Origin of the sequence: Asaia astilbis JCM 15831, from assembly GCF_000613845.1 — a bacterium.
GTDB lineage: Bacteria > Pseudomonadota > Alphaproteobacteria > Acetobacterales > Acetobacteraceae > Asaia > Asaia astilbis.
Map to the genome: position 1 here is coordinate 73,912 of NZ_BAJT01000013.1, position 26,625 is coordinate 100,536.

Annotated in this window: 25 protein-coding genes and 3 pseudogenes; 15 read left to right on the plus strand and 13 right to left on the minus strand. The window is 58.7% G+C overall.

From position 1 onward, the window contains the following. Window positions 1–501: 501 nt before the first annotated feature. From JCM15831_RS10790 to JCM15831_RS10810, 5 genes and pseudogenes are all read right to left on the minus strand, one after another. Window positions 502–1,758, minus strand: coding sequence for an NAD(P)/FAD-dependent oxidoreductase (locus JCM15831_RS10790; protein ID WP_025824275.1), 1,257 nt, complete (start codon window positions 1,756–1,758; stop codon window positions 502–504). Window positions 1,759–1,781: 23 nt separating this feature from the next. Beyond that, window positions 1,782–3,208 (minus strand): annotated as a pseudogene (locus JCM15831_RS18405) (aldehyde dehydrogenase family protein). A 51-nt stretch (window positions 3,209–3,259) separates the two neighbouring features. After that, window positions 3,260–4,585, minus strand: a complete 1,326-nt coding sequence (locus tag JCM15831_RS10800; protein ID WP_025824276.1) for an amino acid permease — start codon at window positions 4,583–4,585, stop codon at window positions 3,260–3,262. Window positions 4,586–4,644: 59 nt separating this feature from the next. Continuing rightward, window positions 4,645–5,052: a tautomerase family protein gene (locus JCM15831_RS10805; protein ID WP_025824277.1), complete on the minus strand. Its 408-nt coding sequence runs from the start codon at window positions 5,050–5,052 to the stop codon at window positions 4,645–4,647. Between the two features lie 34 nt (window positions 5,053–5,086). Next, a complete protein-coding gene (locus JCM15831_RS10810; protein WP_025824278.1) occupies window positions 5,087–6,439 on the minus strand; it encodes an aspartate aminotransferase family protein in 1,353 nt (450 codons plus the stop codon). A 233-nt stretch (window positions 6,440–6,672) separates the two neighbouring features. Between JCM15831_RS10810 and JCM15831_RS22810 the strand changes: the two genes are divergently transcribed. The 9 genes and pseudogenes from JCM15831_RS22810 to JCM15831_RS10850 all read left to right on the plus strand — a co-directional run bounded on the left by JCM15831_RS22810 (window position 6,673) and on the right by JCM15831_RS10850 (window position 14,690). Beyond that, the gene (locus JCM15831_RS22810) at window positions 6,673–7,098 is read left to right on the plus strand and encodes a GntR family transcriptional regulator (protein ID WP_232228134.1); all 426 of its coding nucleotides are present in this window, start codon (window positions 6,673–6,675) and stop codon (window positions 7,096–7,098) included. Further along, window positions 7,056–8,090 (plus strand): aminotransferase-like domain-containing protein, encoded by a 1,035-nt coding sequence (locus JCM15831_RS18410; protein ID WP_232228135.1) that lies wholly within the window; start codon window positions 7,056–7,058, stop codon window positions 8,088–8,090. Before JCM15831_RS22810 ends, JCM15831_RS18410 begins: the two co-directional genes overlap by 43 nt. Before the next feature lie 257 nt (window positions 8,091–8,347). Then, window positions 8,348–10,765 (plus strand): TonB-dependent receptor, encoded by a 2,418-nt coding sequence (locus JCM15831_RS10820; RefSeq protein ID WP_232228136.1) that lies wholly within the window; start codon window positions 8,348–8,350, stop codon window positions 10,763–10,765. Between the two features lie 124 nt (window positions 10,766–10,889). Next, window positions 10,890–12,083, plus strand: coding sequence for an amine dehydrogenase large subunit (locus tag JCM15831_RS10825; protein ID WP_025824280.1), 1,194 nt, complete (start codon window positions 10,890–10,892; stop codon window positions 12,081–12,083). A gap of 109 nt (window positions 12,084–12,192) precedes the next feature. Beyond that, the gene (locus tag JCM15831_RS18415) at window positions 12,193–12,600 is read left to right on the plus strand and encodes a MauE/DoxX family redox-associated membrane protein (protein ID WP_051528461.1); all 408 of its coding nucleotides are present in this window, start codon (window positions 12,193–12,195) and stop codon (window positions 12,598–12,600) included. Beyond that, window positions 12,597–13,196 (plus strand): thioredoxin domain-containing protein, encoded by a 600-nt coding sequence (locus JCM15831_RS10835; protein ID WP_025824281.1) that lies wholly within the window; start codon window positions 12,597–12,599, stop codon window positions 13,194–13,196. The genes JCM15831_RS18415 and JCM15831_RS10835 overlap by 4 nt, the downstream gene beginning before the upstream one ends. Then, on the plus strand, window positions 13,183–13,794 hold the full coding sequence (mauA, locus tag JCM15831_RS10840) for a methylamine dehydrogenase (amicyanin) small subunit (RefSeq protein WP_025824282.1): 612 nt from the start codon (window positions 13,183–13,185) through the stop codon (window positions 13,792–13,794). Before JCM15831_RS10835 ends, mauA begins: the two co-directional genes overlap by 14 nt. After that, window positions 13,791–14,254, plus strand: a pseudogene (locus tag JCM15831_RS24000) (c-type cytochrome). The gene mauA and the pseudogene JCM15831_RS24000 overlap by 4 nt, the downstream one beginning before the upstream one ends. Then, complete coding sequence (locus JCM15831_RS10850; RefSeq protein WP_025824283.1) at window positions 14,232–14,690, plus strand: c-type cytochrome; 459 nt, start codon at window positions 14,232–14,234, stop codon at window positions 14,688–14,690. Before JCM15831_RS24000 ends, JCM15831_RS10850 begins: the two are co-directional and overlap by 23 nt. 270 nt (window positions 14,691–14,960) lie before the next feature. On the opposite strand, the gene JCM15831_RS10855 is transcribed toward JCM15831_RS10850, so the two are convergent. The 4 genes from JCM15831_RS10855 to petA are packed head-to-tail and all read right to left on the minus strand — an operon-like array spanning window position 14,961 to window position 18,120. After that, window positions 14,961–15,566: a thioredoxin domain-containing protein gene (locus JCM15831_RS10855; RefSeq protein WP_025824284.1), complete on the minus strand. Its 606-nt coding sequence runs from the start codon at window positions 15,564–15,566 to the stop codon at window positions 14,961–14,963. Further along, window positions 15,563–16,258, minus strand: coding sequence for a cytochrome c1 (locus JCM15831_RS10860; RefSeq protein WP_025824285.1), 696 nt, complete (start codon window positions 16,256–16,258; stop codon window positions 15,563–15,565). Before JCM15831_RS10860 ends, JCM15831_RS10855 begins: the two co-directional genes overlap by 4 nt. Next, window positions 16,255–17,454: a cytochrome b gene (locus tag JCM15831_RS10865; protein WP_025824286.1), complete on the minus strand. Its 1,200-nt coding sequence runs from the start codon at window positions 17,452–17,454 to the stop codon at window positions 16,255–16,257. The genes JCM15831_RS10860 and JCM15831_RS10865 overlap by 4 nt, the downstream gene beginning before the upstream one ends. A 9-nt stretch (window positions 17,455–17,463) precedes the next feature. Beyond that, window positions 17,464–18,120 (minus strand): ubiquinol-cytochrome c reductase iron-sulfur subunit, encoded by a 657-nt coding sequence (gene petA / locus JCM15831_RS10870; protein WP_025824287.1) that lies wholly within the window; start codon window positions 18,118–18,120, stop codon window positions 17,464–17,466. A 220-nt stretch (window positions 18,121–18,340) separates the two neighbouring features. On the opposite strand from petA, the pseudogene JCM15831_RS24185 reads away from it, so the two are divergent. The 6 genes and pseudogenes from JCM15831_RS24185 to JCM15831_RS10885 all read left to right on the plus strand — a co-directional run. Further along, a pseudogene (locus JCM15831_RS24185) lies at window positions 18,341–18,388 on the plus strand ((2Fe-2S)-binding protein); the annotation flags it as partial. Between the two features lie 23 nt (window positions 18,389–18,411). Next, a complete protein-coding gene (locus JCM15831_RS18425) occupies window positions 18,412–18,741 on the plus strand; it encodes a (2Fe-2S)-binding protein (RefSeq protein ID WP_456303433.1) in 330 nt (109 codons plus the stop codon). Beyond that, complete coding sequence (locus JCM15831_RS22815; RefSeq protein ID WP_232228137.1) at window positions 18,734–19,570, plus strand: molybdopterin cofactor-binding domain-containing protein; 837 nt, start codon at window positions 18,734–18,736, stop codon at window positions 19,568–19,570. Before JCM15831_RS18425 ends, JCM15831_RS22815 begins: the two co-directional genes overlap by 8 nt. Next, the gene (locus JCM15831_RS22820; RefSeq protein ID WP_232228138.1) at window positions 19,567–20,625 is read left to right on the plus strand and encodes a xanthine dehydrogenase family protein molybdopterin-binding subunit; all 1,059 of its coding nucleotides are present in this window, start codon (window positions 19,567–19,569) and stop codon (window positions 20,623–20,625) included. Before JCM15831_RS22815 ends, JCM15831_RS22820 begins: the two co-directional genes overlap by 4 nt. A gap of 14 nt (window positions 20,626–20,639) precedes the next feature. After that, window positions 20,640–20,915, plus strand: a complete 276-nt coding sequence (locus JCM15831_RS22825) for a hypothetical protein (RefSeq protein WP_232228139.1) — start codon at window positions 20,640–20,642, stop codon at window positions 20,913–20,915. After that, window positions 20,912–22,150 (plus strand): cytochrome c, encoded by a 1,239-nt coding sequence (locus JCM15831_RS10885; protein WP_025824288.1) that lies wholly within the window; start codon window positions 20,912–20,914, stop codon window positions 22,148–22,150. The genes JCM15831_RS22825 and JCM15831_RS10885 overlap by 4 nt, the downstream gene beginning before the upstream one ends. Window positions 22,151–22,226: 76 nt before the next feature. Here the strand turns inward: JCM15831_RS10885 and JCM15831_RS18435 are convergent, their stop codons facing one another. The 4 genes from JCM15831_RS18435 to JCM15831_RS10905 are packed head-to-tail and all read right to left on the minus strand — an operon-like array spanning window position 22,227 to window position 26,582. After that, window positions 22,227–22,817: a helix-turn-helix domain-containing protein gene (locus JCM15831_RS18435; protein ID WP_025824289.1), complete on the minus strand. Its 591-nt coding sequence runs from the start codon at window positions 22,815–22,817 to the stop codon at window positions 22,227–22,229. Window positions 22,818–22,846: 29 nt separating this feature from the next. Further along, a complete protein-coding gene (locus tag JCM15831_RS20335) occupies window positions 22,847–23,413 on the minus strand; it encodes a DUF3237 domain-containing protein (protein ID WP_025824290.1) in 567 nt (188 codons plus the stop codon). 29 nt (window positions 23,414–23,442) lie between these two features. Continuing rightward, window positions 23,443–25,335, minus strand: coding sequence for a CocE/NonD family hydrolase (locus JCM15831_RS10900; RefSeq protein ID WP_025824291.1), 1,893 nt, complete (start codon window positions 25,333–25,335; stop codon window positions 23,443–23,445). Between the two features lie 8 nt (window positions 25,336–25,343). Continuing rightward, window positions 25,344–26,582 carry an alpha/beta hydrolase family protein gene (locus JCM15831_RS10905; protein WP_025824292.1) on the minus strand — a complete coding sequence of 413 codons (1,239 nt, stop codon included), beginning with the start codon at window positions 26,580–26,582 and terminating at the stop codon, window positions 25,344–25,346. Window positions 26,583–26,625: the final 43 nt, after the last annotated feature.

Below are 26,625 nucleotides of genomic sequence, written 5' to 3' on the forward strand. Positions count from 1 at the left end.
TATGATCGATAGAAGCGCTATCAATCGCTCATTCTCCCCGCCATCACCGGCCGAACTCTACTAACGCTCCATCCGATCATGACGAGCCAATCACAAGCCAGGAGCACCTTCGAAATCAGCTCTTGCCTTCCCGGATTGTTTGTCCAAGAATGCAGATAGAAAGAAACAGGAAGAAGCGCGCAGAAGGCGAAATACCTCAAATCATTGGAGATAGTGATGCGATCGACCCGAAGTATTGAGGTTCGAGTCCCATAGTTCGCACCACATAAAGCATTGGGATTGTCGTGTTTTCCGGATTTGGAAACCTTCGGCGTCCTGATCGGATAATCGCTGACAGACGCATCTTCCCCCTTCCCGGACGGCATCTCACGCTTAAAGGCCTGATGGATTTTATGCAGACAGCTTCGCTCAACATGACCTGATTGTACTACTGCCTCCAAAGTACGATTATCAGAGTCAGTACACCCGAAGCGATGGGCGGACGGCAGAGTAGCAAAAGCGTTACAACCCGAGACGGTCATTGATCCGGCCTTTTGCAATGCCTGCAACCACCCCTGCCTTCCAGCCAAAATGGAACGGGATCGGCTTGATTGGCGTCTCGGGAAACAGAGCCTCTCCGCCCTGCACGAGTTCGGCAAGGTTCTGTCCCATCAATGTCGCCATCGCGACGCCGCGTCCGTTATAGCCGACACAGGCCAATAACCCGGGCTCGGGTTGGTGGAGATGGGGATAGTGATCGAGGGTCAGGGCCAGCTGACCGTTCCAGCCTGCCTCCCATTCCAGCTTGTCCAGTCCGGGCCAGAGACGGCGCGCACGCGCGATGAGATAGGGAAACGCCTCCGGTCCCTCCAGATTACGTGAGGCAGATCGCCCACCCATCAGCAAACGGCCTGCCGCATCGATACGGTAATAGGTGGTGATCTCGCCAAGCTCGTAAAGCGATTCACGCTGGGCAAGTATTCGTGCACGCCAAGGCGGTGGCAGGGGTGCCGACGCGGCGATGGCACTGAAGACAGGGACAATCGACCGGCGCAGGCGATCATGAACCGGGCCGGAATAGCCATTGGTCGCCAGAATGACCTGTTGCGCCTGTATCGATCCATGAGGCGTTACGACACTCCACCCCGCACCGTCGCGCCGGAGTGTCGAGACGGCAGAACGATCATGCAGCTTCGCCCCTGCCTTGATCGCAGCGAGGGCAAGACCTCTCGTATACGCAAGCGGGTCGAGCTGCCCCCCGCGACGGTCGATCATGCCGCCATGATAAAAAGCTGTGCCGCTGCGCTGGGAAATCTCTTCCTGCGTCAGGAGTTCGGCCTCATTGCCAAGCGCGGTGCATTGAATTGCAAGCGACGACAGCGCTGACATCTGACTGGCCACCGTGGCAGCTCTGATCGTGCCGCTCCGCACGGCATCGCAGGCAATGTTGTGTCGGGATATCAGGTCGAAAACGAGATCGGGGGCGGCCCAGGCTCTGCGTGCCAACACCGCTCCACGCTCCGGACCGAAATCCTCCAAAACCTGATCCGGCGTCGTTTTGAGGCCCGGGTTGATCTGTCCTCCATTTCGCCCGGAGGCGCCCCAGCCCGGCTCATGAGCATCAAGAACGACCACATCACGTCCGGCTTCAGCCAGATGCAGGGCGGCTGAAAGACCGGTCAGGCCAGCGCCGATCACAACGATCTGCGCCCGCGCCTTGCCTGTCAGAGGCGCGAGTGTGAATGATGCCTCATGACGGGCATAGAGACTGGGATTCATGCCTGCCCCCTGATCAAGATGCCTCAGCTGCCATAACCGATAAGAGCGCGTATCTCGAGGAAGTCATGCAATCCCCATTTGGAGCACTCACGCCCATTGCCCGATTGCCCGAACCCCCCGAAAGGCGCTGCCACGGTCCAGGCGGCCCCGTTGATGTTCACATTGCCCGCACGCAGTTGCCGCGCCACCGCCCGCGCATGACCGAGATCACCGGACTGCACATAGGCGGCAAGGCCATAAGGCGTGTCATTGGCGATGCGGATTGCCTCATCCTCGTCATCATAGGCGATGATCGACAGAACGGGGCCGAAGATCTCTTCGCGCGCAATGGTCATGTCTGTCGTGACATGCCCGAAGATCGTCGGCTGAACGTAATAACCGGTCTCCAGTCCCTGGGGCTTGCCAGCCCCTCCGGTAACCAGCGTTGCCCCTTCTTCAATCCCCTTGAGGATGAGCGTCTGAATACGCCCGTACTGCACATCGCTGACCACCGGACCGAGCTGGGTCTCTTCATCGGCAGGATTGCCCAATCGCAGCGTGGCGACTGTCTGGGCCGCGAGCGTCATGGCGTCTTCCATACGTGCCCGGGGCACAAGCATACGCGTGGGGGCATCGCATGACTGGCCGGAATTACTCAGACAACCGCGCACGCCTCGCTGCACGGCGTCGGCAAAATCAGCGTCCGGCAGGATGATATTGGCAGATTTACCACCCAACTCCTGATGCACGCGCTTGACCGTATCGGCAGCAAGCTTCGCAACCGCTGCACCTGCTCTGGTGGATCCGGTAATCGAGATCATGGCGATGTCGGGATGCGCCGCCAATGTAGCACCCACACCCGGCCCGTCTCCATTGACCAGATTGAACACGCCCTCCGGCACACCGGCTTCATGCAGGATTTCGGTAAAGACCAGAGCGCTAAGGGGAGCCACCTCGCTTGGCTTGAGCACCATGGTGCAGCCAGCCGCCAGGGCCGGAGCGACCTTGCACATGATCTGGTTCATCGGCCAGTTCCATGGCGTGATCAATCCGCAAACGCCCACGGCCTCCTGCGTAATGTAGACATCGCCTACTGGCCCCTCGAAGGAATAATTGCGCAGGACGGCAATCATTTCCTCCAGATGGGCCAGACCCGCCCAGCTCTGACTGTCGCGGGCACGCGCAATGGGAGAGCCCATTTCGAGCGATATGGCCTGAGCCATATCCTCGCTGCGACGCTTGTAAATGACCAACATGCGCTCAAGCAGGGCAAGTCGCTCCTCACGCGTCGAGACGGACCAGCCTGGAAACGCGGCTTTCGCAGCCGAAACGGCACGCTCGACATCGGCCTCGTCACCGAGAGCGATCTGCCGCATGCCTCTTCGGTTGCCGGATTGATGACATCGATCCGTGTCTCGCCATGCGGCTTGACCCACTGACCGTTAATATAAAATTCGAGAGCATGGGACATGAGAGAAAAAGATCCTGAAAACGAAGAAGCCTGAGGTTGAAATAACGGAAACTAATGTCCCGTTCGGGAAAGCGAACAGACGCGTCTTGGCGCCTTGCCGATAAGCTGGCGCAGCAACGCAACGCCCCCCATAAACAGCATGGTGACCGTGCTGAGGGCGAGCTCGTGTCGCGTATGGGCAACCAGCGCCATCGCAACGAGCGTGCCCAGCAGCAGAACAAGCGTGAGTATGGGGGTCACTCCCACGCCGCACAGCCGCATGCGAGTCAGCACGATGAGCGCATTGTGGAAGATAATCAGGGCGCCCGTGGCACTCAGCAAGAAAGCGAAAACGGCATTGGGAGAAATAATAGCCACCGCAGAAATCGCGAGGGCTGCCGCTGCACTGAACAGCACGGCAACACGCGGTGCCTGTGTGCGTGGGTCGAGATGCATGAATTGACGGGGCGCATCATTGACATCGGCCAGTTCGAACAAAACCCGGGACGTCGCATAAAGCCCGGAATTAAGGGTGGAAAGCATGGCCGAGATGATGACGATCTCCATCGCAGCACTGGCAAAGGGCACATGCAGCCGGTTCAGCACCAGCAGGAAGGGAGACTCCCCCGGAATGACCTGTGACCATGGCACAAGACAGAGAATGAGCGTAACGGAACAGAGGTAAAAACCGACTACACGCAGCGCGACGGCACGGGTCGCTTTCGCAATATTCCGGTCAGGCGCATCGGATTCGAGCGCGGCAATCGTCACAACCTCACTTCCGGACATCGAGAAAATGATGGCGGGAATGACGGCCAGCAAGGCCATCCAGCCATGTGGAACGATCCCTCCGGCAAGGACAGGATGCGAGATACTCCCCTGCCCCTGCAGCAAGGCCCCGAGTCCGATCAGGATGAAAACGGCAATCGCCGCAATCTTGAGCATGGCAAACCAGTATTCCAGCTCGCCATAGGCCTGCACGGCCAGAAGATTGGCCGCAGTCATGGTGCCAAGGATCAGCACCTCCATTAGACCGAAAGGGAGATGCGCGAGCGGAGCCAGCAAGGCGGCAGCTGCCATGATTTCTATGGCGAGCGTCGTGACCCAGACCAGCCAGTAGGTCCACCCGGTCATAAAGCCGGCATGTCCACCCAGCGCATGACGGATCTGGTTGACAAACGACCCATGTCCCGGCGCCTGCAAGGCGATATCGCGCAGCATCACATTGACCAGAAACGTCATCAGACCCGCAAGGGCGTAAGAGAGCAAAGCGCCAGGTCCGGCCACCGAAATCGGCGTTGAAGATCCTATGAAAAATCCGGCACCCACCACACCGCCGATGGAAATCATTGCGATGTGGCGCGGGCGAAGACTGCGGGCAAGCGCGTTCTCTGTCATGCTCGATCCTGTGATCTGGCTCGGAAACTGGCCCTATGAATGAAACGTTTCGCTATCGATCAGAATTCGGACGGCAAGGGAAGCTCGCCGGTCAGAAACTGCGCGCGGCCGTGACCGAACGACCAATGCGCATCGCCATTCTCGACAACCGAAATCATGACATCGGAAGGAAGGATTCCACAATCCCTTTCGAGATAATTCGTCAGAAGTCGATAAAACTCCGAAACGGATTCAGCGCCGCGCGGCCGACTGAACATCTGCAGAAGCACCATCGATTGTGTGCGTGGAATATCGAGCCCGGTATCCTCCACGATCATGTGGCTGGGCTTATGCTCGGTCACAAGCTGATAACGGTCTCTGCGCGGCACCTGGAAAGCGTCGAGCATGGCTTCATGAGCCGAATCGAGCATGCTCTTGATCTGTTCGGGTGTGCGACCTTCGAGGATATGAAAATGAAGCAGCGGCATCAGTGAGTCCTTATGAATAACAGGAGGAGAGAACTTAGCGTGTCACGCTTTCGATCAGACGTCCGAGCGTCTCCGCCATGTCTCGCAATTCCTGTGGTGTCGAGACGAAGGGTGGAGCGAGCGAGACCGTATCGCCGGTGCAGCGCAGCAGCAGACGGTGCTTCAGGCCAAGTTCGAACAGGGCCAGACCACGCGCGCCAGGAGCTGTCGGATCGGGCTCAAGATCGATCGCCGCAGCCAGACCGATATTTCGGATATCGAGAATGCCCGGCGCATGGTCGAGACGATGAACAGCCTCTTCCAGCACGGGTTCAAGGGAGAGAACACGCTCGAAAACGTTCTCTTCTTCCATGATATCCAGAACAGCGTTGCCGACCGCAGCTGCCAGAGGATGGCCGGAATAGGTATAGCCATGGGCGAATTCGATCGCGTTCTCCGGACCGGCCATGAACGTCTCGTAGAGATCCCGGCGCACGAGCACCCCGCCCATCGGGACGACGCCATTCGTCACCGCTTTGGCAAAGGTGATCATGTCAGGAACAACGTCGAAACGCTGGGCGGCAAACGGAGCACCGAGACGACCGTAACCTGTGATGACCTCATCGAAAATCAGCAAGATACCGTGTTTCGTGCATAGCTCGCGCAGCCGATGCAGATAACCAACCGGTGGCACGATGACACCCGTGGAGCCCTGAACCGGCTCGACAATGACAGCGGCGATGGTGCCCGCATCGTGCAATCCGACAAGCCTTTCGAGATCGTCCGCCCATTCTGCGCCGTTGGCAGGCTGGCCCTGTGAGAACGCTGCCTGCTCGGGGTCATGAGTGTGACACAGATGATCGACGCCATTGAGCATGCCCGCCGCAAACATCCTGCGATTGGGCATGATGCCCCCGACCGACAGACCGCCAAACCCGACGCCATGATAGCCGCGCTCGCGTCCGATCATGCGAAAACGACCGCCTTCGCCGCGCAGTCGGTGGTAGCCAAGCGCCATTTTGAGCGCCGTATCGACCGCCTCAGACCCGGAATTGGTAAAAAACACGTGGTCGAGCCCGTCTGGCGCCATCGCGACGATACGGTCGGCCAATCTGACGGTCGCAGGGTTCGTCAACTGGAACCCAGTGCAATAATCCAGTGTCTCTGCCTGAGATTTCAGCGCCTCGACGATGCGTGGATGACCATGCCCGAGCGGGGTACACCACAGACCTGAGAGCGTATCGAATAACGAGGCGCCTCCGTGAGTCCGGACGTAGCCCCCCTTGGCGGAAACGATCAGCCGGGACGCAGGATCTTTCCGAACCCGCCGGTTGGCCGTAAACGGCATCCAGTATGTCCCCGAGCCAAGGCTGTGAACGCTATCGAACTCGGATTGTGAAGAGGCCATGGGGCAGCTTTCATGTCTCATGGTCCGGTAGCGGGAATACAAGCCCATTCACCAGAACCATTTGCGATACCTGCAATGTTCCTGATACGGAATGAACTTGTCTATATACAGTCTGCTTGTCTGTGTGCGGATCTGTATCGGTGCCGAGACCGGTACAGCGCTTCTCACCCCGGCAAACGCGTGATTTCTGACAGGTCTCTTTAACCAGTTCTCGTTACAGGAATGCCAAGACGATGATCCAACTCGATCCTGCTGCGTCACTCCCCCTCGTCGCGCAGATCGTTGAGGCCATTCGCTCCCGCGTCCAGTCCGGTATCTGGCTCGATGGCATGAAGCTGCCCTCCATCAGAAAGCTCGCAACAAGCTGCGCCGTCAGCCCCCTCACCGTTTCGAATGCCTATAACCGTCTGGTTGCAGAGGGCTTTCTGCAGGCCAGACCCGCAAGCGGCTATTTTGTCACGCACGAGCTTGCCCCGCCGTCCCGACAGGAAAAACCACTCTCCCATCCCCCATCCGTGGATTCTCTCTGCTTTTGCAACGCGCTTATGAGGGGGGAGAGCGACAGATACAGGCGGGATGCGGGTGGCTGCCTGAGGCCTTCCTTTATGGCAGCGGGGTGCGTTCTGCGCTCAACAGCCTCGGCCGTCGCCCAGACATGATCGAGCTCGGTTATGGCAATCCCTATGGCCATGAAGGATTACGTGACCAGATCGCCCTCAGTCTTGCCCGCCAGGGAATTGCCTGTCCGCGCAGCGGGATCATCCTCACCCATGGAGCAAGTCAGGCGCTCGAGTTAGCGATACGCTGCCTGGCCCGTCCCGGGGACACGGTTCTTGTCGAAGATCCCGGCTATTGCAATCTCTTCCCGGCGCTGCGGGCACTCGGACTGGTGCTCTATGGCGTCCCAAGGTTGAAAGACGGTCCCTGCCTCGAAAGCCTGGCACGACTGGTACAAGAGAAACGCCCGAAGGCCTTCATCATCAACACACGATTGCACAACCCGACCGGTACCTCCTGCTCGGCCCCTGTATTGCATAAATTGCTTCGCATCGCGGAAACCACGAACCTTATGCTGATCGAGGATGACATTTTCGGCGATCTTGCCCCTGAGACGAGCCCGACCCTTGCCTATCTGGGCCAGCTTGAACAGGTGATCCGTATCAGCAGCTTCTCCAAAACCATTTCTCCCGGATTGCGGGTCGGCTATGTCGCCTCAGGACCAGCTTTTGCCCGGAACATCCTCAAGCTGAAAATGGCCAGCAGCCTGACCAGCACGCATATGTCAGAGGCTATCGTCCATCATATTCTGGCCGATGGGCGCTATCGTCTGCATCTGGCAAGAGTGCGAGAGAAGCTGGCGCATCAGCAGGAGAAAGCCCTCAGACGCTTTGCAAGAACGGGGCTCGTGCCTTTTTGCAAACCCGAAGGCGGCATGTTTCTCTGGATGCGTTTCAAGCAGGAGCAGAATGTCCTTCAACTCACCCGCGATGCCGCCCAGTCTGATTTTCTGCTGGCACCGGGAGATTACTTCTCTCCCGAAAACGCGCGATCGCCATGGCTCAGATTCAATGTTACCCAGTGCGATAGGACAGAGCTTTTCACGTTTCTGAACCACTGGAAAGCAACGCAACACGCCTCTACATGCGCGTAAGTGACACGATCTTCCTCCCTAACGGATCGCCTCTCATTATTTGTACAAAAACGTTGCGTGCATAATTTTTTGCAAATAGAGTTTTGCAAAGGATGACCGCCTCGTTCTTCCGATGTGCATAACACCGGAAAAACGCAGCGTTCGTCTCCAGGATATTTATGCGCCGACATTGCCCGCTACTCCGATTAACCTTATCGGGGAGACGCATGAGCAAGAGGCTTGTCATTGTTTCGAACGCAGAACGAGACGGAATGGATATGAAAAATTTTACTCGCCCTGCCCAAGTCAGCTCACGCTGTTGCGTCCGGCCCGTCTCCCATCGCGCTCTTCTTTGCGCTACGGCACTTTTCATTTTCATTCCCCATACCGGTCAGGCCGCATCGAAAAGCAGTCTACACCGCAAAACCAGTGTCGCGTCCGAGCACGCACCCGTCCATGTCGCGAAACCGTCTCAGAGAAAGCGCGCTGCGCGTTCCGATGGCAACGAGACTGTGACCGTCAGCGCGAACCGCGCGGCCTCCAGAGGCGCGGACAATGTCGTCTCCAAGGCCGTCATGGCGCAGTTCACTCCGGGTACCAGCGTCCTCAAGGCAGTTGATCGCCTTCCCGGGGTGAGCTTCAGCTCCACCGATCCTCTCGGCATTGACACGTGGGGGTCGAGCATTTTCGTCCGCGGCTTTTTTATGGATCAGCTTGGCGTCACGCTCGATGGCATTCCTCTCAACGATCAGACCTATGAAAGCAATAACGGCCTGAATGTCATTCAGGCAGCCATTTCCGACGATATTGAGCGCTCCGTGCTCTCTGAAGGCCCCGGCGGTGTCGCTGTTCCGTCGACCTCGACACTGGGAGGCACGCTGGAATTCGAGACCGGCGATCCCAAGGACAAGATGGGCGGCAAGATTTCGCAGGGTTTTGGCACCTATAGCTCTCATCGCACCTATCTGCGTGGCGACTCAGGCATCCTTAATCCGAGTGGTACAAAAGCCTTCGTTGCCTATTCACGCAGTGAAGAAGGCCAGTGGATGGGCAATGGCACACAGTTCCAGCAACAGGTGGACGCCAAGATCGTGCAGCCCATCGGCAATGACAGCGTCGTGAAGGCGTTCTTCAACTGGAGCGACCTGCAGGAATGGGGCTATCCGGACACGTCTCTTGCCATGCTTGACGGCCTTGGCTGGCGGACACCACATCTTTATCCAAATTATGCACTGGCGACGGGTTATGCGTCAGGCGCCATTTCCCTCCCGACAACCGATGCGATCACCGCCAATGGCGATGAGCCCTATCTCTATGACGGCGGTCAGGCCGAGGTTGACTACACGGGCGGCATGAAAATCGATCTGGCTTTGACCGATCATCTACGCTGGAAGTCGACACTCTACGGCACGAGCCAGACCGGCTACTACACTTATTCAGATTACAGCGTACCCTCGGCTGATACCGGTGCGCCCTTCTCCGAGGAGGTCTGGCAAACTAGACAGGAGCGTTATGGCTTCACGTCAGCGCTCGACTATCGCATCGGGCACCATACAATCGATACCGGTGTCTGGTTCGAGAACAATAACCAGCAAGCAGATCTGTTCTGGTATAATGAACCCCTCCTTGGAACCGGGTCTCCCCTCAAGACGGTTGGGCCATACAACACCTATGGTCCTGCCTTTCGCCAGGGATACGGATTTGTCTGGCACACGAACACGTTTGCCTATCATCTCGAAGACAACTGGCGCCCCCTCAACAACCTGCGTCTGAGTGCCGGTTTCAAATCGATGCTTTCGACCACGGCCGGGGGGGCGAATTACAATAATCCGGACTTCACAGGCGCTGACGCTCTGCCCAACGGCAGCATGACAGCGTCTTCCGCATTTCTGCCCCATGTCGGGGGAAGCTGGCATTTCCTGCCCCATCACGAGCTCTATTTCGATCTCGCAGAAAACATGCGCACCTATCAGGTGCTACCGAACGGTGTCGGACACTCACTCTGGTCCGTGCAGGATCAGGCGACATTCGATCAGCTACGCCAAATGGTGAAACCGGAGCGCGACTGGGTCTACGCTGTAGGGTATCGCTACACCGACAAATATCTGCAAGCGAGCCTTGCCGGCTATCACGCAGACGCCAACCATCGCCTGCAATCCGCGACCGAGGGCACCATCACAAATCCGATATCAAGTGTCACACAGACAAGCGTACACACGAACGGTGTCGATGCGGCGCTCACCCTCACGCCCGTCAAGGGGCTCGCCCTCTATAACAGCGTCAGTTACAATCACTCGACCTATGGTGGAAACCTCACGACAGCGGACGGGGTTTACTACACCAAAGGCAGGAAGGTCGTGAATTATCCGGAGTTCATGTACAAGGCGAACCTGTCCTATCGCTGGAAAGGACTCGAGACGCATTTCGACGTGCACTATTATTCCAAGCGTTATTACAGCTACACCAACGATACATCCGTTCCGGGATACTGGCTGACCAGCGCAGGTGCCCGTTATAATGTGGGCAATGTCGGGTTCGCCAAAAATATCACGATTGATTTCAACGTCTATAACCTTCTGAATTCGAAATATATCTCGATGATGGGCGAGAGTGGCAATCCGATGTCCGGCGATTATCAGTCGATCGAGCGCGGCTCTCCTCGCCAGTTTTTCGGAACCGTCAGCACCGAGTTTTGACCCTCCCTTTCAATCGCAGGTTGTGGCTTGTCTTTCATCGATATCCGGAACAGGATATCTTTTCGGATACGTTATGAACGCAGCACGATTCCTTCCTCCTTATTTCCGCAAGGACGGTCCCCCAATGAGTCTCATCACCCGAAAACTGGCCAGCATGACAGCGCTCCTGCTGGCGGGCGTGGCACTGACACCCTGCGGCAAGGCCCTTGCAGACGAGCCGGTCCTTCAGGCCGAAGAGAATGACATCATCAAGCTCTCTCCGGTCACGCCGCATCGCATCCTGGTTCAGGACCCGGTCGGGCATCATGCCAAGGATGGTCGCGTCTATGTTGTCGATGCCGATCAGGGCAAGCTCCTCGGCATGGTACAGGCAGCCTATAACGGCAATGTCGTGCAGGACCCCAAGGGGCGCGCTTTTTATGTCGGCGAGACCATCTGGTCACGCGGCAATCGCGGTGATCGCGCCGATCTGCTCGCCGCCTATAATCCGCAAACGCTAGAAATCACCAATGACGAGGTTCTGCCGGGCCGTGCGCTGGTCACACCCAAGAAAAATGACCTAACCATCAGCAACGACGGCAGCCGTGTGTATGTCTATGACATGGTTCCGACAAATGCCGTGCACGTGGTCGATACGGCAACGCATAAGGTCTCCATGAATGTCGGTCTTCCCGGCTGCGCCCTGACCTATCCCTGGGGCAATGCGGGATTTACCTCGATCTGCGCCAATGGCGGCCTCGCCAATGTCAGCATCGGGGCTGAAAAAGCTGAAATCACCCATACCAAGCCGTTCTTCGATCCGGAAAAGGATGCCGTCTTCGAGCACAGCCCGTCGCATAGCGCGGATGGGAAAACCTATTTCATCTCGTATAGCGGTCTGGTCTATCCGGCGACACTCTCGGCCAATACGGTCATCGACAAGCCATGGTCGATCCAGGAGGCTGCGGGGATGAAAGCAGCGACCAACGCTGACAGCCCCTTTACCGTTACCTGGCGCCCCGGTGGCTGGCAGCTCGCTGCCCTGCATTACGCAACCGGCCATCTCTACGTCGTCATGCACAAGGGCACGTTCTGGACACATAAGGAAGCGGGGACGGAAGTCTGGGAACTCGATGTGGCGACCCACAAGCTGCTGCGTCGTATCAAGCTCGCCAAACCGAGCACCATGGTCGGGGTAACGCAGGACGCGGCTCCTCTGCTTTTTACCAATGATGAAGCCGGTGATTTCTTCATTTCGGACCTCAAAACCGGCAAGCTCTCGCACACGATCAAACATCTCGGCGACGACCTCTATTTCACGGTCGCTCTGGGGGAATGATGGGCGCGCTTGCTCTGCAAATGGCCAGTGTAACCGGCGCCGATGCAATCGGTGCCCTGCTTCTGGGCACTGGCATCACGAAACTGCTCGATCAGCCGGCCTTTGCTCGGTGATCGCCTCTTATCGCCTTATGCCCCTCGGCGCTGCCTTTCCGGCAGCACGGCTTTTGGGCGGCGCGCAGATCGTCACCGGTCTCTGGCTCTGCTCGGGATTTCTCCCGCAGGAGGCATGCCTGGTAGCCGCAGCATTATTCGCGGTCTTTGCGCTGGCAATGGGGATCAATGTCGCACGCGGTCGTACAGACCTCTCCTGCGGATGTCTGCCCGGTCACGATAGCAAGCTCACCGGCAGATCGGTGTTGCGCACCCTCTCCCTGACCGCGCTGATGCTCGCCGCCGCTGCGATCGACCGCTCCCTCGGATACATGCTCGACGCTGTGGCCTTAATGAGCGGAACCTCTCTCCTCTTGCTGACACTCGCCTCGCTCCAGCTGAACACCGCAGGAGAGCCGGCATGATGACAATTCTCTTTGGTTCGACCCTGCTTCTGGCGGGATTGTGCTGCTTGCTCACCCTTGCCGTACTGGTCCTGGCCAGGCAGATCGGTGTGCTTCACGAGCGGATCGCGCCTATCGGTCAGCAGCCTGTCCTGTCCGGTCTTCAGGCGGGTCAGGCCTTGCCCCGCATTACGGCAAAGCGGCTCGATGAGTCTCTTGTCGTTCTGGGCGGCCAGCATGAAACCGGCCGGTCGAGCCTCATCCTTTTCGTCTCGCCGGACTGTCCGGTCTGCAAGCGTGTTCTGCCCATCGTGCAGGCTCAGGCGAATGTTCACGACCTCGATCTCGTCCTCGCTGGCGAGGGCGACGTCGCAGCGCTGCGCGCCATGGCTGCAGGCATACGGCTTGGAGCAACCCCTTTCGTGACCAGTCAGGAGCTTCTGCTCCTGCTCCAGATCGGCAGGTTGCCGACGCTTGTGACCCTCGATCCGCGCGGTGTGATCACGTCGCGCGATGTCGCCAATACCCGACTACAGGTCGAGACGCTGATCGCGACCCTGCCTGCTTCCTCTTCCCCCTCGCTTGAGACCAAGGAGTTCCTCCATGACGCAGTCTGAACGGCTTTCGGGCCGCGCCATTCAGGACGATGCCTCGTCCAGTCCGCTCGACCGGATCACGGAACGCCTGACCCGACATGTTGCAGGCCATAGCTCGCGACGCAGCGTGCTCGGCCGACTTGGCGCCTGGGTCACCTTCGGCGCGGTCGTGCCCCTTCTACCGGTAGAGCGCGCATCGGCGGCGGCTTCTCCGCACAAGGCCGAGCCTGAGAAATCCGGCACGCACGCGCCCTCACCCTTTGCTGCCAAGGCACAGACGACAGATCCGACGGCGTGCGATTACTGGCGCTATTGCGCCATTGACGGGTTCTTGTGTGCCTCCTGCGGAGGGGGCGTCCATAGCTGCCCACCCGGGACCCGCCCATCGCCGACGTCATGGATCGGCACGTGCTTCAACCCGCGTGACGGTCAGTCCTACCTCGTGGCCTATCGTGATTGCTGTGGGCAGGATGCCTGCAGCCAGCCGCCCTGTCTTGGCACGGATGGTGATCAGCCCAGCTATCGTCCCCAGGCCAATAACGACATCATCTGGTGCTTCGGTACGGGTGCGCTCGTCTATAACTGTTCAACATCCGTCCTTGTCGGAAACGCGTCATGACCAAACGCCTCCTCTCAGTCGCCAGCCTGCTCGCTCTGCCTTTCGTCATGGGCAGCGCCGCCCATGCAGAAGACGGTCAGGCCGTCTACACGACCAATTGCAGCGTCTGCCACCAGGCGGGCGGCGTCGGGTCTCCCGGTCAGTTTCCGCCTCTTGCCGGACGGGTTGGCAAAATTGCCGCAATGCCCGGAGGCAAAACCTACATCGTCGATGTTTTGCTTAATGGCATGCACGGCAGCATCGATGCCGGCGGCGCAAGCTATATGGCTTCATGCCCTCTTTCAAGGCGCTGACCGACGATCAGCTCGCCGCTGTGCTCACCTATCTCAGCACCATCGATACACCGGGTGCTCCGGCCTTTACGGCCGATGACGTGAAAGCTGCGCGCGCCGCACCGAAAAAGGCCAAGGAAATCCTGGCCGAAAGAAAGGTTCTGAATGACGCGCACACGCTTCCCTGATTTTCTGCTCGTCAGCAGCCTCGTCCTCCTCGGCCTTTTGGGAATGAGCGGGGCGAGAGCCGCCATCCAGACTCACACCGTAACGAATTACCTGACCCATTGTGGCGGCTGCCACGGGATCGAGGGCGTATCCGGCAAAACCTTCGTGCCGACCCTGCGTGATCAGGTCGGGCAGTTCACCTGTTCGCAGGAAGGGCGGGATTATCTGGTGCGGGTTCCCGGCATTTCGATGTCACTGATACGCGACGATCAGGAATTGGCCGACGTTCTGAACTTCGTTCTGTTCCGCCTCGGCGGCAACAGCACCCCGACGAGCACAAAGCCGTTCACCGCAACAGAAGTCCATACGCTGCGGGCTCAACCTCTCCAGACCGATGATCTGATGGCTTTGCGCGCTGAAGTACTCAGCCGGGCACGCGCCGCCTGTCCACACTGAACGCTCTTCTCTCGCGCCTGAAATGAGGCCAGAGAGGAGGCTTTTGTGAGAGAGCCTCCTTCAAGAAGGCCGGTATCTCTCCAACGATCAATGCTTGCGTTCGGGAGAAGACAAGCCAGCGTTTGGGGACGAAACGGCACCAAGCCGCCGCCCTCTTCTCCACCCGACTGCCTTCCTCGCAGAAGAGGGTATGCCGTGCAGCAGCCTCGGAAATTCATGCGTTGATCTCAGGAAAAGCCCGGAAGCTGATACCCTGCGGGAAGAAGGGCCTCAGCCTGCCAGAGCGTTCGGGTTGGCCGTCATGAACCCCTGCAACGAGCGATAACCGGTCTCCTGCACGCCCAGCAGGCTCTCCAGATGTTCGAGATTATTGACCAGACCACGCGCCTGCACCGTCCCGGTCAGATCGAGCAGAACAGCGAACGGGACGCGATCGACCCCAAGAATGCGTCCGAGCTTGGGATCATTCACAAATCTCGCCTCGGAGAGGCCCAGCTTCGCAACTGCATGCTTTTGGACCTCCTCACTTTCGTCACCACAATAAAGCAGCGACAACGCTTCCCGCCGGGCGAAATCATTGATGATCGGCACCATCTTGCGCGAGACAGGACAGGAGCCAGAGACAAAGACCAGCAGTTGCGAGCGACCGTCTTCACGCACGCCGCCTGCCGTCACCTCGGTACCGTCAAGGCTTCGCAATAGCGTCCCCGGCAGGTGATCCGTCGCCGCAGCTGTGGGCGCCAGCGCCCCCAGAGGGGCGATACGACGATAGAGAGTTCTGACACGCCGGAACATCAGCACGACAAGCAAACAGAGCCCCAGCGCGACCAGCCAGACCACTCCCTGCGCACAGAACAGCGTTGTCGTATCGCTCATTGACGGTTTTCCTTCACGCGCTTCCAGACGCGATGCTTGAGCAGGGCCAGCAAGACGGTCAGACCTGCGAGATAGCCCAAAACGGCCAGCCCGGTATGAGACCGTGCACTGCGATGCGGATGAGCCACCCAATCGAGAAACGCTCCGACATCCTGTGCCATCTGGGGAAGGGTAGCCTTCGTGCCGTCAGCATAGGTCACCTGACCGTCATGAAGCGGCGGCGGCATCCCGATATGCTTCTGAGCGAAAGCTGTATTGTAATAAGACCCTGCAGAGAGGACGACGCCAGCCGGCTTGGGCTCATAAGAACGCAGGATCGTCTCGATCCGCCCGGCGCCCCCTTCTTCCGTCATCGCAAGTCGTGAGAAATCCGGGGGGGTATCGCCATGGTTCGCCAGGCGCGCCATGGCCTCGCTCGGATAGGGCGAACCGATGGAATCCGAAAGACGGGCCGGACGGGTCTTCGGATCGCCATCATCATCCACGCCGTCAGGCACCTGATGCGACGCGGCATAGGCCTTGATATCGGCCACGGCGAGACCGATCCCGGAAAGATCGGCAAAGGTCACATGGTCAAGACTATGGCAGGTAGCGCAGACCTGACGATAGACCTGAAACCCGCGTTGCTCGGGCGTGGAGGCCTGCGCCGTGAGGGGGAGCGCCATGAGACCGATCAGAAGGACTCGTTTCATCGGTTCTCTCCACGAAGGGAGGCCGGAACGGGGCGCGTTTTTTCAAACCTGGGCAAGAACGGAAGCAGGAGCAGAAAATAGGCGTAATAATAGGCGACGCTGAGACGGCTGATACCGAGCCACAGCCCGGTAGGCTTGTGCATGCCTGCCACTCCAAGAGCGATAAAGGCAATAAACAGACCCAGAAGCGCCCAGCGTAGTACCGGGCGAAAACGTGCCGATTTCACGGGTGAGCGATCAAGCCACGGGACAGCAAAGAGCACAGCAACGCTGCCAGCAGACAGGAGGAGCCCCCCAAGCTTGAAAGGCACCGCGCGCAGAATGCCGTAAAAAGGCGCGAAATACCATTCGGGCGTGATGTCGCCCGGCGTCACCAGAGGGTTGGCCATCGCGTAATTATTGGCAAGCGTCAGGAGATCCGGAGCGAAGAAGATCAGGACTGCATAGACCATGAGAAACAGACACAGACCAAGCCCGTCCTTGGTGGTGTAATAGGGGTGAAAGGGCACGACATCGTCGGATGTTTCCGGTTCCACGCCCGTCGGATTATTCGACCCCACCACATGCAGCGCGGCGACGTGCAGCACGATCACGCCGATGATCGAGAACGCCGTCACGAAATGCAGCACGTAAAAACGGTGCAGAGCCACCGAGCCCAGCCCCTCACCGCCCAGAAGCCATGAGGCGAGTGCCGGACCGATAACCGGCACGGCATTCATCGCATTGATTACGACCGTGGCGCCCCAATAGGACATCTGGCCCCAAGGCAGGATGTAACCTGCAAACGCCGCAATCATGACCAGAATAAACAGGCCCAACCCTGTCAGCCAGAGCAGCTCTCGTGGGGTTTTGTAAGAGCCGTAATAGAGACTGCGCGCCATGTGCACGTAGAGTGCCGCAAAAAGCATCGACACGCCGCCCATATGAATGGCACGGACCAGCCAGCCAGATGACACATGACGGTCGATCGTCTCGATGCTGTTGAATGCCTCGGCAACGCTTGGCGTATAATTGAGCGCCAGAAAAATGCCGCTCACAATCAAAAGCGCGAGGGCAATCGTCGCAAAGGCCCCGAAATTCCACAGATAATTCAGATTACGCGGCATCGCGAAATCGACATATTCGCGCCGAAAGGCAGAGACGATGGGCAGACGTGCTTCGAGCCAGCCCGTTGGCGATGTTTCAGGTTTGCTCATGGTCGCCGTTCAGATCTGCTGGATGGAGGCGATGGAGAAACCCGGATCACCCTTGCTCTGCCCGATACGCACATGCGTGGCAGACATCATGGTGACGGGGGGCACCGGGAGATTATAGGGCGCAGGAGCCTCTTTATAGACACGCCCTGCTACATCGAATTGCGAGCCATGACACGGGCAGGAATATTTTCCGGATTTGTCGTTGGTCGAAGGCGTCGCATAGGACGGTACGCAGCCGAGATGCGTGCAGATGCCGATCAGCACGCCGATTTCAGGCACAACGGAGCGATGCCAGTTCGTCGCGTCTTTGGGCTGCTGCAGTATTTTGGAATCCGGATCGCGCAAACGCTGCCCGAGATCGGAGGCGCGCAATGAGGCCAGCATTTCGGGCGTGCGCTTTTGAATGAAGACGGGCCAGCCGCGCCATGTCACGACAAGCTGCTGACCGGCACGAAGCGAAGAAATGTCCACATCGATTGAGTCGTCTTCTCCCAGCGACGTATTCGCGGTGCCATTCAGACTGTCGAGAAAAGGATAAGCAAGAGCACAGGCGCCGAGACACCCCGCCCCTACGACAACTGTCGACAGCACATCGCGCCGCCTGGCCCCTCTCTCGGGCAACGGACAGGAAGGAGATGAGGGGGGGCTGTCTGCGTCCTGCGTCATGAAGTCCTGCTGAATTAGGATGTATCGATCATCCCGGCGCCACAAAATCGTGTCAACATCAAAACAACTTTTCGACCCAGATTTGAAAGCAGACTTGCATTCATGAAAGACACTGGCGATCCTGTTCTGGCGAACGGCACCCGAAAAACCGAAAGATAACAGCGACATGAGAACGATTCTTATCAACGGTGAATCGCATGACGTAAATGCTCCGGATGACATGCCCCTTCTTTGGGTGCTGCGTGATCTTCTTGGGCTGACCGGCACAAAATATGGCTGCGGCATCGCTCAATGCGGGGCCTGTACCGTGCATGTGGCCGGACAGCCGGCGCGCGCCTGCCAGTTGCCGATTTCCCTGATCGGGGACAGACCCGTCACAACCATAGAGCCATCGGCAAGACCGCCCTCGGCCAGCGCGTGCAGGAAGCCTGGCTTGAAGAACAGGTGATCCAGTGCGGTTACTGCCAGTCGGGGCAGATCATGGCAGCCACCGCCCTGCTCCAGACCACGCCTGCGCCAAATGATGACGATATCGATGATGCCATGTCGGGCAATATCTGTCGCTGCGGCACGTATGTGCGCATACGCGCCGCTATCCACAAGGCTGCCAGCAATGCGTAAACCCTATCAGATCGGACCGGCACTCAACAGACGCGCCGTTTTACGTGCAGCCCTCGCGACAGGGGGCGGATTGATCCTCTCCGGCGTCATTCCAGGACTGCCAGGGGCGCATGCCGAGCCAGAGGGCGTCTTCACACCCAATGCCTTCATTCGCATCGACCGCGAGGGGGCCATCACCTTCATCATGCGTCACGCCGAGATGGGTCAGGGCATTTATACAGGCATTGCCATGCTCCTCGCCGAGGAGCTGGAAGTCGCCCTCGACAAGGTTGCGCTGGAAGCGGCGCCTGCTGATTCCCGCTATATCGACAAAACGGCTGGAGAAGAGGTCACGGGCGGATCGGCCTCGACAAGGGATAGCTGGGTACCGCTCCGCCAGGCTGGAGCTGCCGCACGCATCATGCTGGTCCGGGCTGCCGCCAAGCGCTGGTCTGTGCCCGTCGAAAGCTGTGAGGCACGTGACGGTGCCGTGCTGCATCCCTCTTCCGGCAGGAGCCTGTCTTATGGTGCTCTGGCGGATGACGCGGCCCGGCAACCCGTACCCGATCCCGTTCCGCTCAAGGATCCTTCGCAATTCCGCTTGATTGGCACGAACCCGCGACGCATGGATACGCGTGCCAAAAGTAACGGCAGTGCCGTATTCGGTATCGATGTACGCCTCGACGGGATGAAGATCGGCCGGATCATGGCCTGTCCTGTAAGAGGCGGCACTCTGAAAGGCTTCGACAGGGAAGCTGCCCTCAAAATTCCGGGCGTGATCGAGATCGTGACTCTGCCCGACGCGCTCGCTGTGATCGGTGACCATAGCTGGGCTGCCTTTCGGGAATGAAGGCAGCCAACCCGCAATGGGATCTCGGCCCGCACGCTGCAATATCGAGTGCCACGCTTTTATCAGCGCTTCGGCAGGCCTCGGAACAGAACGGGCTGGTCGCCAAGAAGACGGGAGATGCCGTCTCAGCTCTCGCAAGTGCCTCCAAACGTGTAGACGCTGTCTACGAGCTGCCCTTTCTGGCTCATGCCGCACTGGAGCCGATCAATACCACGCTTCATATCCGGTCCGACTCCGCCGATGTCTGGGTCGGGACACAGGTGCCGATCCGGGCCCGTCAGGAAGTCGCCGACGCCACGGGTCTGCCGCCAGAACGGATTACCGTTCATAACCATGTGATTGGAGGCGGCTTCGGCCGCAGACTGGATTCCAGCTCGATCGGTCAGGCAGCCCGTCTGGCCAAGCAGGTGGCTTATCCCGTCAAGCTCTTCTGGTCGCGTGAGGAGGATATCCGTCAGGACCAGTTCAGACCTTTCTACTACGATCGTATTACCGCCGGGCTCAACGAACAGGGCATGATCAAGGCGTGGCATCACCGGACAACCGGGTCCTTCGTGCTGGCGCGCTGGGCGCCCGAAGGACTTCAGAACGGTCTGGACTCCGACGCCGTTGAGGGCGCTACCGAAACGCCCTACGCTATTCCGGCCCAACTCAACGAGGCGGTTCAATGCGAGCCTGAAGGGCTCATCACCTTGTGGTGGCGCGGTGTGGGCCCCACCCACAATATCTTTGTTGTCGAAAGCATGATGGACGAGCTGGCTCATGCAAGCGGGACCGACCCGCTTGCCTTCCGGCGCAAGCATCTCGCCCCCTCCCCGCGCGGATTGAAAGTCCTCAACGAGGCAGCAAAACAGGCCGGATGGGGACGCGAGTTGCCCAAAGGTCACGGGCTCGGTATCGCCCTTCATTATTCCTTTCAATGTTGGGCAGCGACCGTGCTGGAGGTCAGGGTAGAGGCAGACGGGCAGATCCATCTTGTCAAAGCCGATACCGCTGTCGATTGCGGGCCGATCGTGTTTCCCGACGCTGTACGCGCCAGATTCAGGGGGGACTGATTTTCGGCCTCACCATGGCGCTTTATAATGAGATCACCTTCCACAACGGTCAGGCAGAGCAGAGCAATTTTCACGATTACCGGATGATGCGCATCAATGAGGCCCCTGATATCCGTGTGCATCTGGTGTCTGACCCTACCGCAGAGGTCGGCGGTATCGGTGAGGTAGGAACGGTGGCTGCCGCACCTGCCCTTGCCAATGCGCTCTTTGCCGCAACAGGGCGACGGTTGCGCCGCATCCCCTTCGCGCCCCAGATGAGCCCGCGGAACGATGGGGAGAAAGACCTATGACCCGCCTCCTGACCCTTTCCGCAGCGCTCCTTGCTGCCTACGCCTGTTTTTCATCGCCGCCGCCAGCCAGCGCTCAGGACGCCCTCGCCTCACAGGCCGATCCGCAAGCCCTGTCCAGTCAGGCTATGAAGGGTCGGGCCCTGTTCATTGCGGCCGATTGTGCGGCCTGCCATCTCTCTGAAGATGGTCGCGCTCTGACCGGGGGGCGTGTGTTCACCCTGCCCTTCGGCACAATCCATGCGGTCAACATCACCCCGGATCGCGAGACCGGTATTGGCTCTTATACCGACACCGCCTGGCTCAGGATGCTGCGCAAAGGTGTCGGTCTGGGAGGCAAGCATCTCTATCCGGTCATGCCTTACACGTCCTACACCCTGCTCAGTGACGAGGATGCTCTGGCCATCAAGGCCTATCTGTTTACCTTGCCTGCCATCAGAGCCCCCGCTCTCCCCAACGGTCTTTCCTTTCCGTTCAATCAGCGCTGGACCATGCTGTTCTGGAACTGGTTCAACAACCCGAACCGACGCATGACCGCCGACAAGTCCCGATCGACTGAGTGGAACCGGGGGGCCTATCTCACAGAAGCTTTGGGCCATTGCGGTCAGTGCCACACCCCGCGCAATTTCATGTTCGGGCTCAGCCACCGTGCCTATGCGGGCGCGGTTCAGGTAGGCTGGCGGGCGTATAATCTCACCACCGACCGTGAGCATGGTCTGGGCGCCTGGAGTGATGCAGACCTGTTCAGCTATCTTTCGACCGGACACGCCAAGGGACATGGTCCGGCTTCAGGGCCGATGGCCGAGGCAATTGAGCATAGCCTGAGCCAATTACCTTCCGACGATCTCCACGCGATGATCCTGTATCTGCGCAGCATCCCGGCGCAGTCCGAAGGGTCTCTCCGTAACCAGGGCCCCAGCGCATCGGATGGTGGCCCAGCGTTGGGAAAACACGTGTTTCAGCAAGCCTGCGCCGGATGTCATCTGGAAGACGGCTCGGGCCGACAAACGGACTGGGCAGCCCTCGCCGGCAGTCACTCGCTAAGCGATCCCTCCGCTACCAATCTGATCGCTGTGCTCAGGGAAGGGACATCACTTAAAACCATTCATGGTTCAATGACGATGCAAAAATTCGCCACCATCTACACGCCGGAAGAGCTCGCCGCTCTGTCGACATGGATGCTTCACCATTTTGGCGGGGTCGATCATCCGGTCGAACCCGGTCAATTCAGGCATTGAGACTTATCGAATTGAACAGGTGACAGACGCTCGACAGAGATGTCTTTGCGTCCCGCCAGCCAGCAGCGTGCGTCAGTCAGGGCCCGTCCACATTGGCCCAGACGACACGCGTAACCTGTGATGACCCATTGCTGTAGCGATGGGGCGTTTCACTGGAAAAAGAAAACGAGTCCCCTTCACGCAGAAAGGAGTCCTGATCACCCACCTGCAGATGGAGACATCCCTGCAGAACAAGACCTGACTCGAATCCGCCATGCGTCAGGATTTCGGTCCCAGAATGCCCGTTCGGCTCAATAATCATGAGATAGGTACGCAGCAACTCCGGTCTCTGCGAGTTGAGCATCACCTTGGTGATCCCCTCGCCGAAACCGAGCAGGCCGTGATCGTCAATACGCGTGTAGAAGGCAGGCTCATCGAGAGACCTGCCCCTGATCGATCCGAAGAAATTCGACATATCGAGTTCGAGCACATCCGAGATCTTCATCAGATCACGGATGCTCGGCGATGAGGCGCCACGCTCTATCTGGCTCAGATGACTGAGCGAGATCCCGACACGCGACGCGACATCCTTGAGAAGGTATCCGGTCTGCTTTCTTCTCTCACGAATGGTATTGCCCAGAGTACGATCAATGTTTGAATTCGTGAAAACGGGCTCATTTGAGGACATTTTATGCAAACCAGATGCCGGAGAGAATATCAGTTAAGTCGGAGTACCTGAATCAACCGGTCATTCTGATGAACACCCTTGGCGAGCTCCATCCCTTTGGGAACCGGATAGACAAGAGTGGCAACAAAAATACTTTTGTTCAACCAGTCATATTTACCCTTCGGTGCAATGAATTCCGGGCTCAGACGGTATTTATAATCCTTGCCACCGTCGATCGGGTAGGCGAGGCCCTTGTTGTGAATGATGATGATCTGCCCGTCATCGGTCTTCAGTCGATAAAAAGCGTCGACAACCTCGACACCGTCCGGGCGCAGGACCGGCAGATCGGCACCACCGGGCTCTACTGTTCCGTGGATACCAGGACCATCGAAACGCCCCCCGATGATGGGCCAGATTTCCGTGCGTTCACCATCCTTGCTCGCCCCTTCAGGGCCCGGTCGAACCGGGTCGGTGCAGGTAACCACCAGATTGAGCACGAGCTCCGTCTTGACCGGATCATAGATCTTGCCCTTGAACGGTGCCTCCGTGGCGGCATGTGCGGCGCCCGATGCGACGAGGCATGTGAGCGCGCAAAGCGTTGTTCTCAGCGTCTTCATGTCAGATTACCTTCTGAAAGTTTGGGGGATTACTGAAGCGGATCGCGCCGACAGGGCTGCATCAGCACGTCATTGCAAGGCGCGGAGGTTTTCGGCAGAGCAGAAACCGTCACACCGGAAACACCCTGCTCTGACAAGCTGCCCAAAACCAGACGTGACACGTGCTGGGGGTCATGCCAGAGCCGGTTTGTGGCGGGTAGGAGCCACGGAGAGAAGCCGTACCCTCCGAAATTGCCCGGGGCGTCGATCCAGAGGCGCAGCCTGGAGCCCGCACGAAACACATGGCCCAGCTTGCTTAACTCGACACGCGCCAGGACCGGCTCGTCGGGCGCCAGACTCTGCGTGGTCTCCACGCGGTCGAGCGGAAACGGACGAAGCGCCGTGGATCGGGTTGGATCCTGCGCCCGATCCGAGAGGCGCAGCCAGCCGCGTTCAATGAACATCTCCTGATGGTCCGGACGTAGCTCGGTCAATGTCACTTCAACATCGGTGTCGGGCATGTCGGATGAAAGCCAGAGATCGACACTGGCTGGACCATAGGCGATGAGCGTTTTTCCAAGCGGCGCAGAAGTATAGGCGAGACTGCCCTCGCGCCAATGCTCCGGCAGACTACCCCAGGCAGGGTGATCGGCATCGACATCAACATCGGGGCCCCGTACCGGATAGGTATAAGTATCCGATCCGCTGGAGGGAGAAGACCCGTCCTCAAGCGTCCCTTTCGCGGCAAGGGTAAACACATGAGGGGCTGCCACGATCGGATAGGTCGTACCACTCAGACTCACACGCGGAGTCATCTGCTCGACCTTCTCATGCCCTTCACCGTGAGAGCCGCTCTCAAGCCAGACCCGTACATGGGGCGTATCGCCAAAGGCGGCGTCATGCCCCTTGAGGAAACGATCGAAAAACCCGAGCAGCAAACTGCGATATTTCAGCGATTCATAGGCATCATGCTGGCCATTGGTCTGGACCAGCCATGTTGTCTCTGGCGCCAGCGTATCCTGATAATAGCCTTCTCGAGACGTCACCGCCTCGTCCTGAAAGGCTTCCATGGAGAGAACTGGCACTGTGATCTGACCGGTTCTTGCCGCCAGATTACGTTTTTCGATCTCGGCATCGCGCAACGGATGGCGCAAAATAAGATCGCGCAGATTATCCTTGCGGTTTGTCTCGGTATTAATCGCAAGCCTGTCCAGACAACGCTGGTCATGCTCGGCCTGTGCACCTTCTTTCAAGGCGTCCCAGCGCGATTGCAGATAGAGCAGCCAGCCGGACGGAAACTGCATATTCGGCACGCCACCCGGCGCCCAGCTGTCCAGACGCGCATCGCCCAGAACCATGCCCGGCGCTATGGCACGCAGATGGGGAGGACGTGTGGAGGCCGTGGCGATCTGCGACATTCCCGCCCATGACCAGTTGGCCATGCCGACATGACCGTCGGACCAAGGCTGTGACGCGGCAAATTCGACGATGTCGTAGCCATCCTGACCGTAGCTGGGGGTCAGAAAGGTGAACTGCCCTTCTGAACACCCCGTACCCCGGGCATTGGCTCCGAACACCGCATAGCCATGCGCAACCAGATCGTGATCGAGGCTGACCGACATGGCGGTATCGCCTTTGAGATAGGCCGAACTGCCAATGCCACCGGGGTCGTAACCGCTGTAATTGATCACGACGGGGAACGGCCCCTTGCCTTCAGGCAGAAGCACGCTGTAGCGCAGCGGCACCCCATCGCGCGTGTGCAGGTAGCCGACAAGACGTTTCCCCCAGAAGGGAGCCGTATGCACCAGCTCGGGATTATACCCCGAGACCGCGGCAATCACGCTGCCTCCCGATCGGGCCTCCTGTGCCCTCCCCTTGGTGGGGAAGGCCAGAAGCGAAACACCGACGCAAAGAAGCGCGAGCGAGGACCGTCTTGTCTTCATGGCCGGTTTCAGTGACGCTGGCAGGTATTGGAGGGCGCGTTGCCCGCCAGAACCGATTTCAGCCAGGCGATCTGCGTATCCATGGATTCAACCATGGCAGCACCATGCTCCGCATTCGGCACGACCATGTATTTCACATCCGACCCCGAATGGCAGGCATCCTTGGCATAGGATTCGAGCGTGTGAATGGGGATCGTCGTATCGCCGCCACCAGCGATCAGCAGGATCGGGCCCTTGGCCTTCTCATAGCCGACTGTCTGCTCTGCGAAGAACTTCTTGACGTATTTGTTCTTGCTCCAGTCCGGACGCACCAGCTCCTTGGCCGAGTAAGGGTAGTAGAGTGCGTTGCCTGTCAGCCAGCAAGCCTTGCCTGTGGCCTCAGGATAATGCGACAGGCCTGTCTTCGACAGCAGGTCTTCGGGCTTGAATTCCGGGTACTGGGCATGGATGGCGTAAGCCAGCCAGGACATGTAGGGACCACCGGCTTTCTTCACGGCAGATATGTTCTTATTGATCATGCCGACACGAGCCGCCGGAGCAATCGAAATCGCGCCGAGGTAACCCGGATCATTCGCCTTGGCTTCTGCCTCGGCCGTCGCCAGAGCCGCATAGGCCCCCTGTGAATGACCCACCACAAACCATTTCTGCGACAGATCAGGCAGAAGAGCGTGAGCCGCAGGCACTGCGTTGCGGATATCCGCCACCTGAGCGAACTTGTTCATGTACTGATGCGGGCTGTCGGTTCCCAGACCGTGATAATCGGTCATGACCAGAACGAACCCTGCTGCTGCCAGATCGAATACGCGCAGACTGCCGTAATAGACATCCTTCATGAGCGAAGGCGCACAGGACTGAGCCGTGCCGCTGGTGCCATGGGCCCAGACAATGACCGGCCAGCCGCCTTCAGGCGCCTTGCCGGGGGGCACGACAACGACACCGGAGGTCGCGACCGGACCACCATGCGAGTCAGTTGAGCGATAAAGGATGCGCGTGGCCGTAAAGCCCTTCGGCAGGCTATATTCAGGGGCTTTTTCCTGACGAAGCAGCGCGCCCGGTGCAGAGGCGGCGATATCGGCAGGCGTGCTGTAAAACGCCGTGCGTGGCAGGGCATCCTGCGCCTCGAGCGACCGGGTAATGGCCGGATCGGTCGGCAAGGGTGGCTCTCCGGCATGAGCAAGTCCGCTCAGCCCGGTAGAGAGCACGAGCATGGCGAGCAGATTGGCTTTGAGAGACTTTGTCTTGATCATATTCCACCTGAGAAGAGAGAAAATCAGTTCTGAGAAGAGAGAA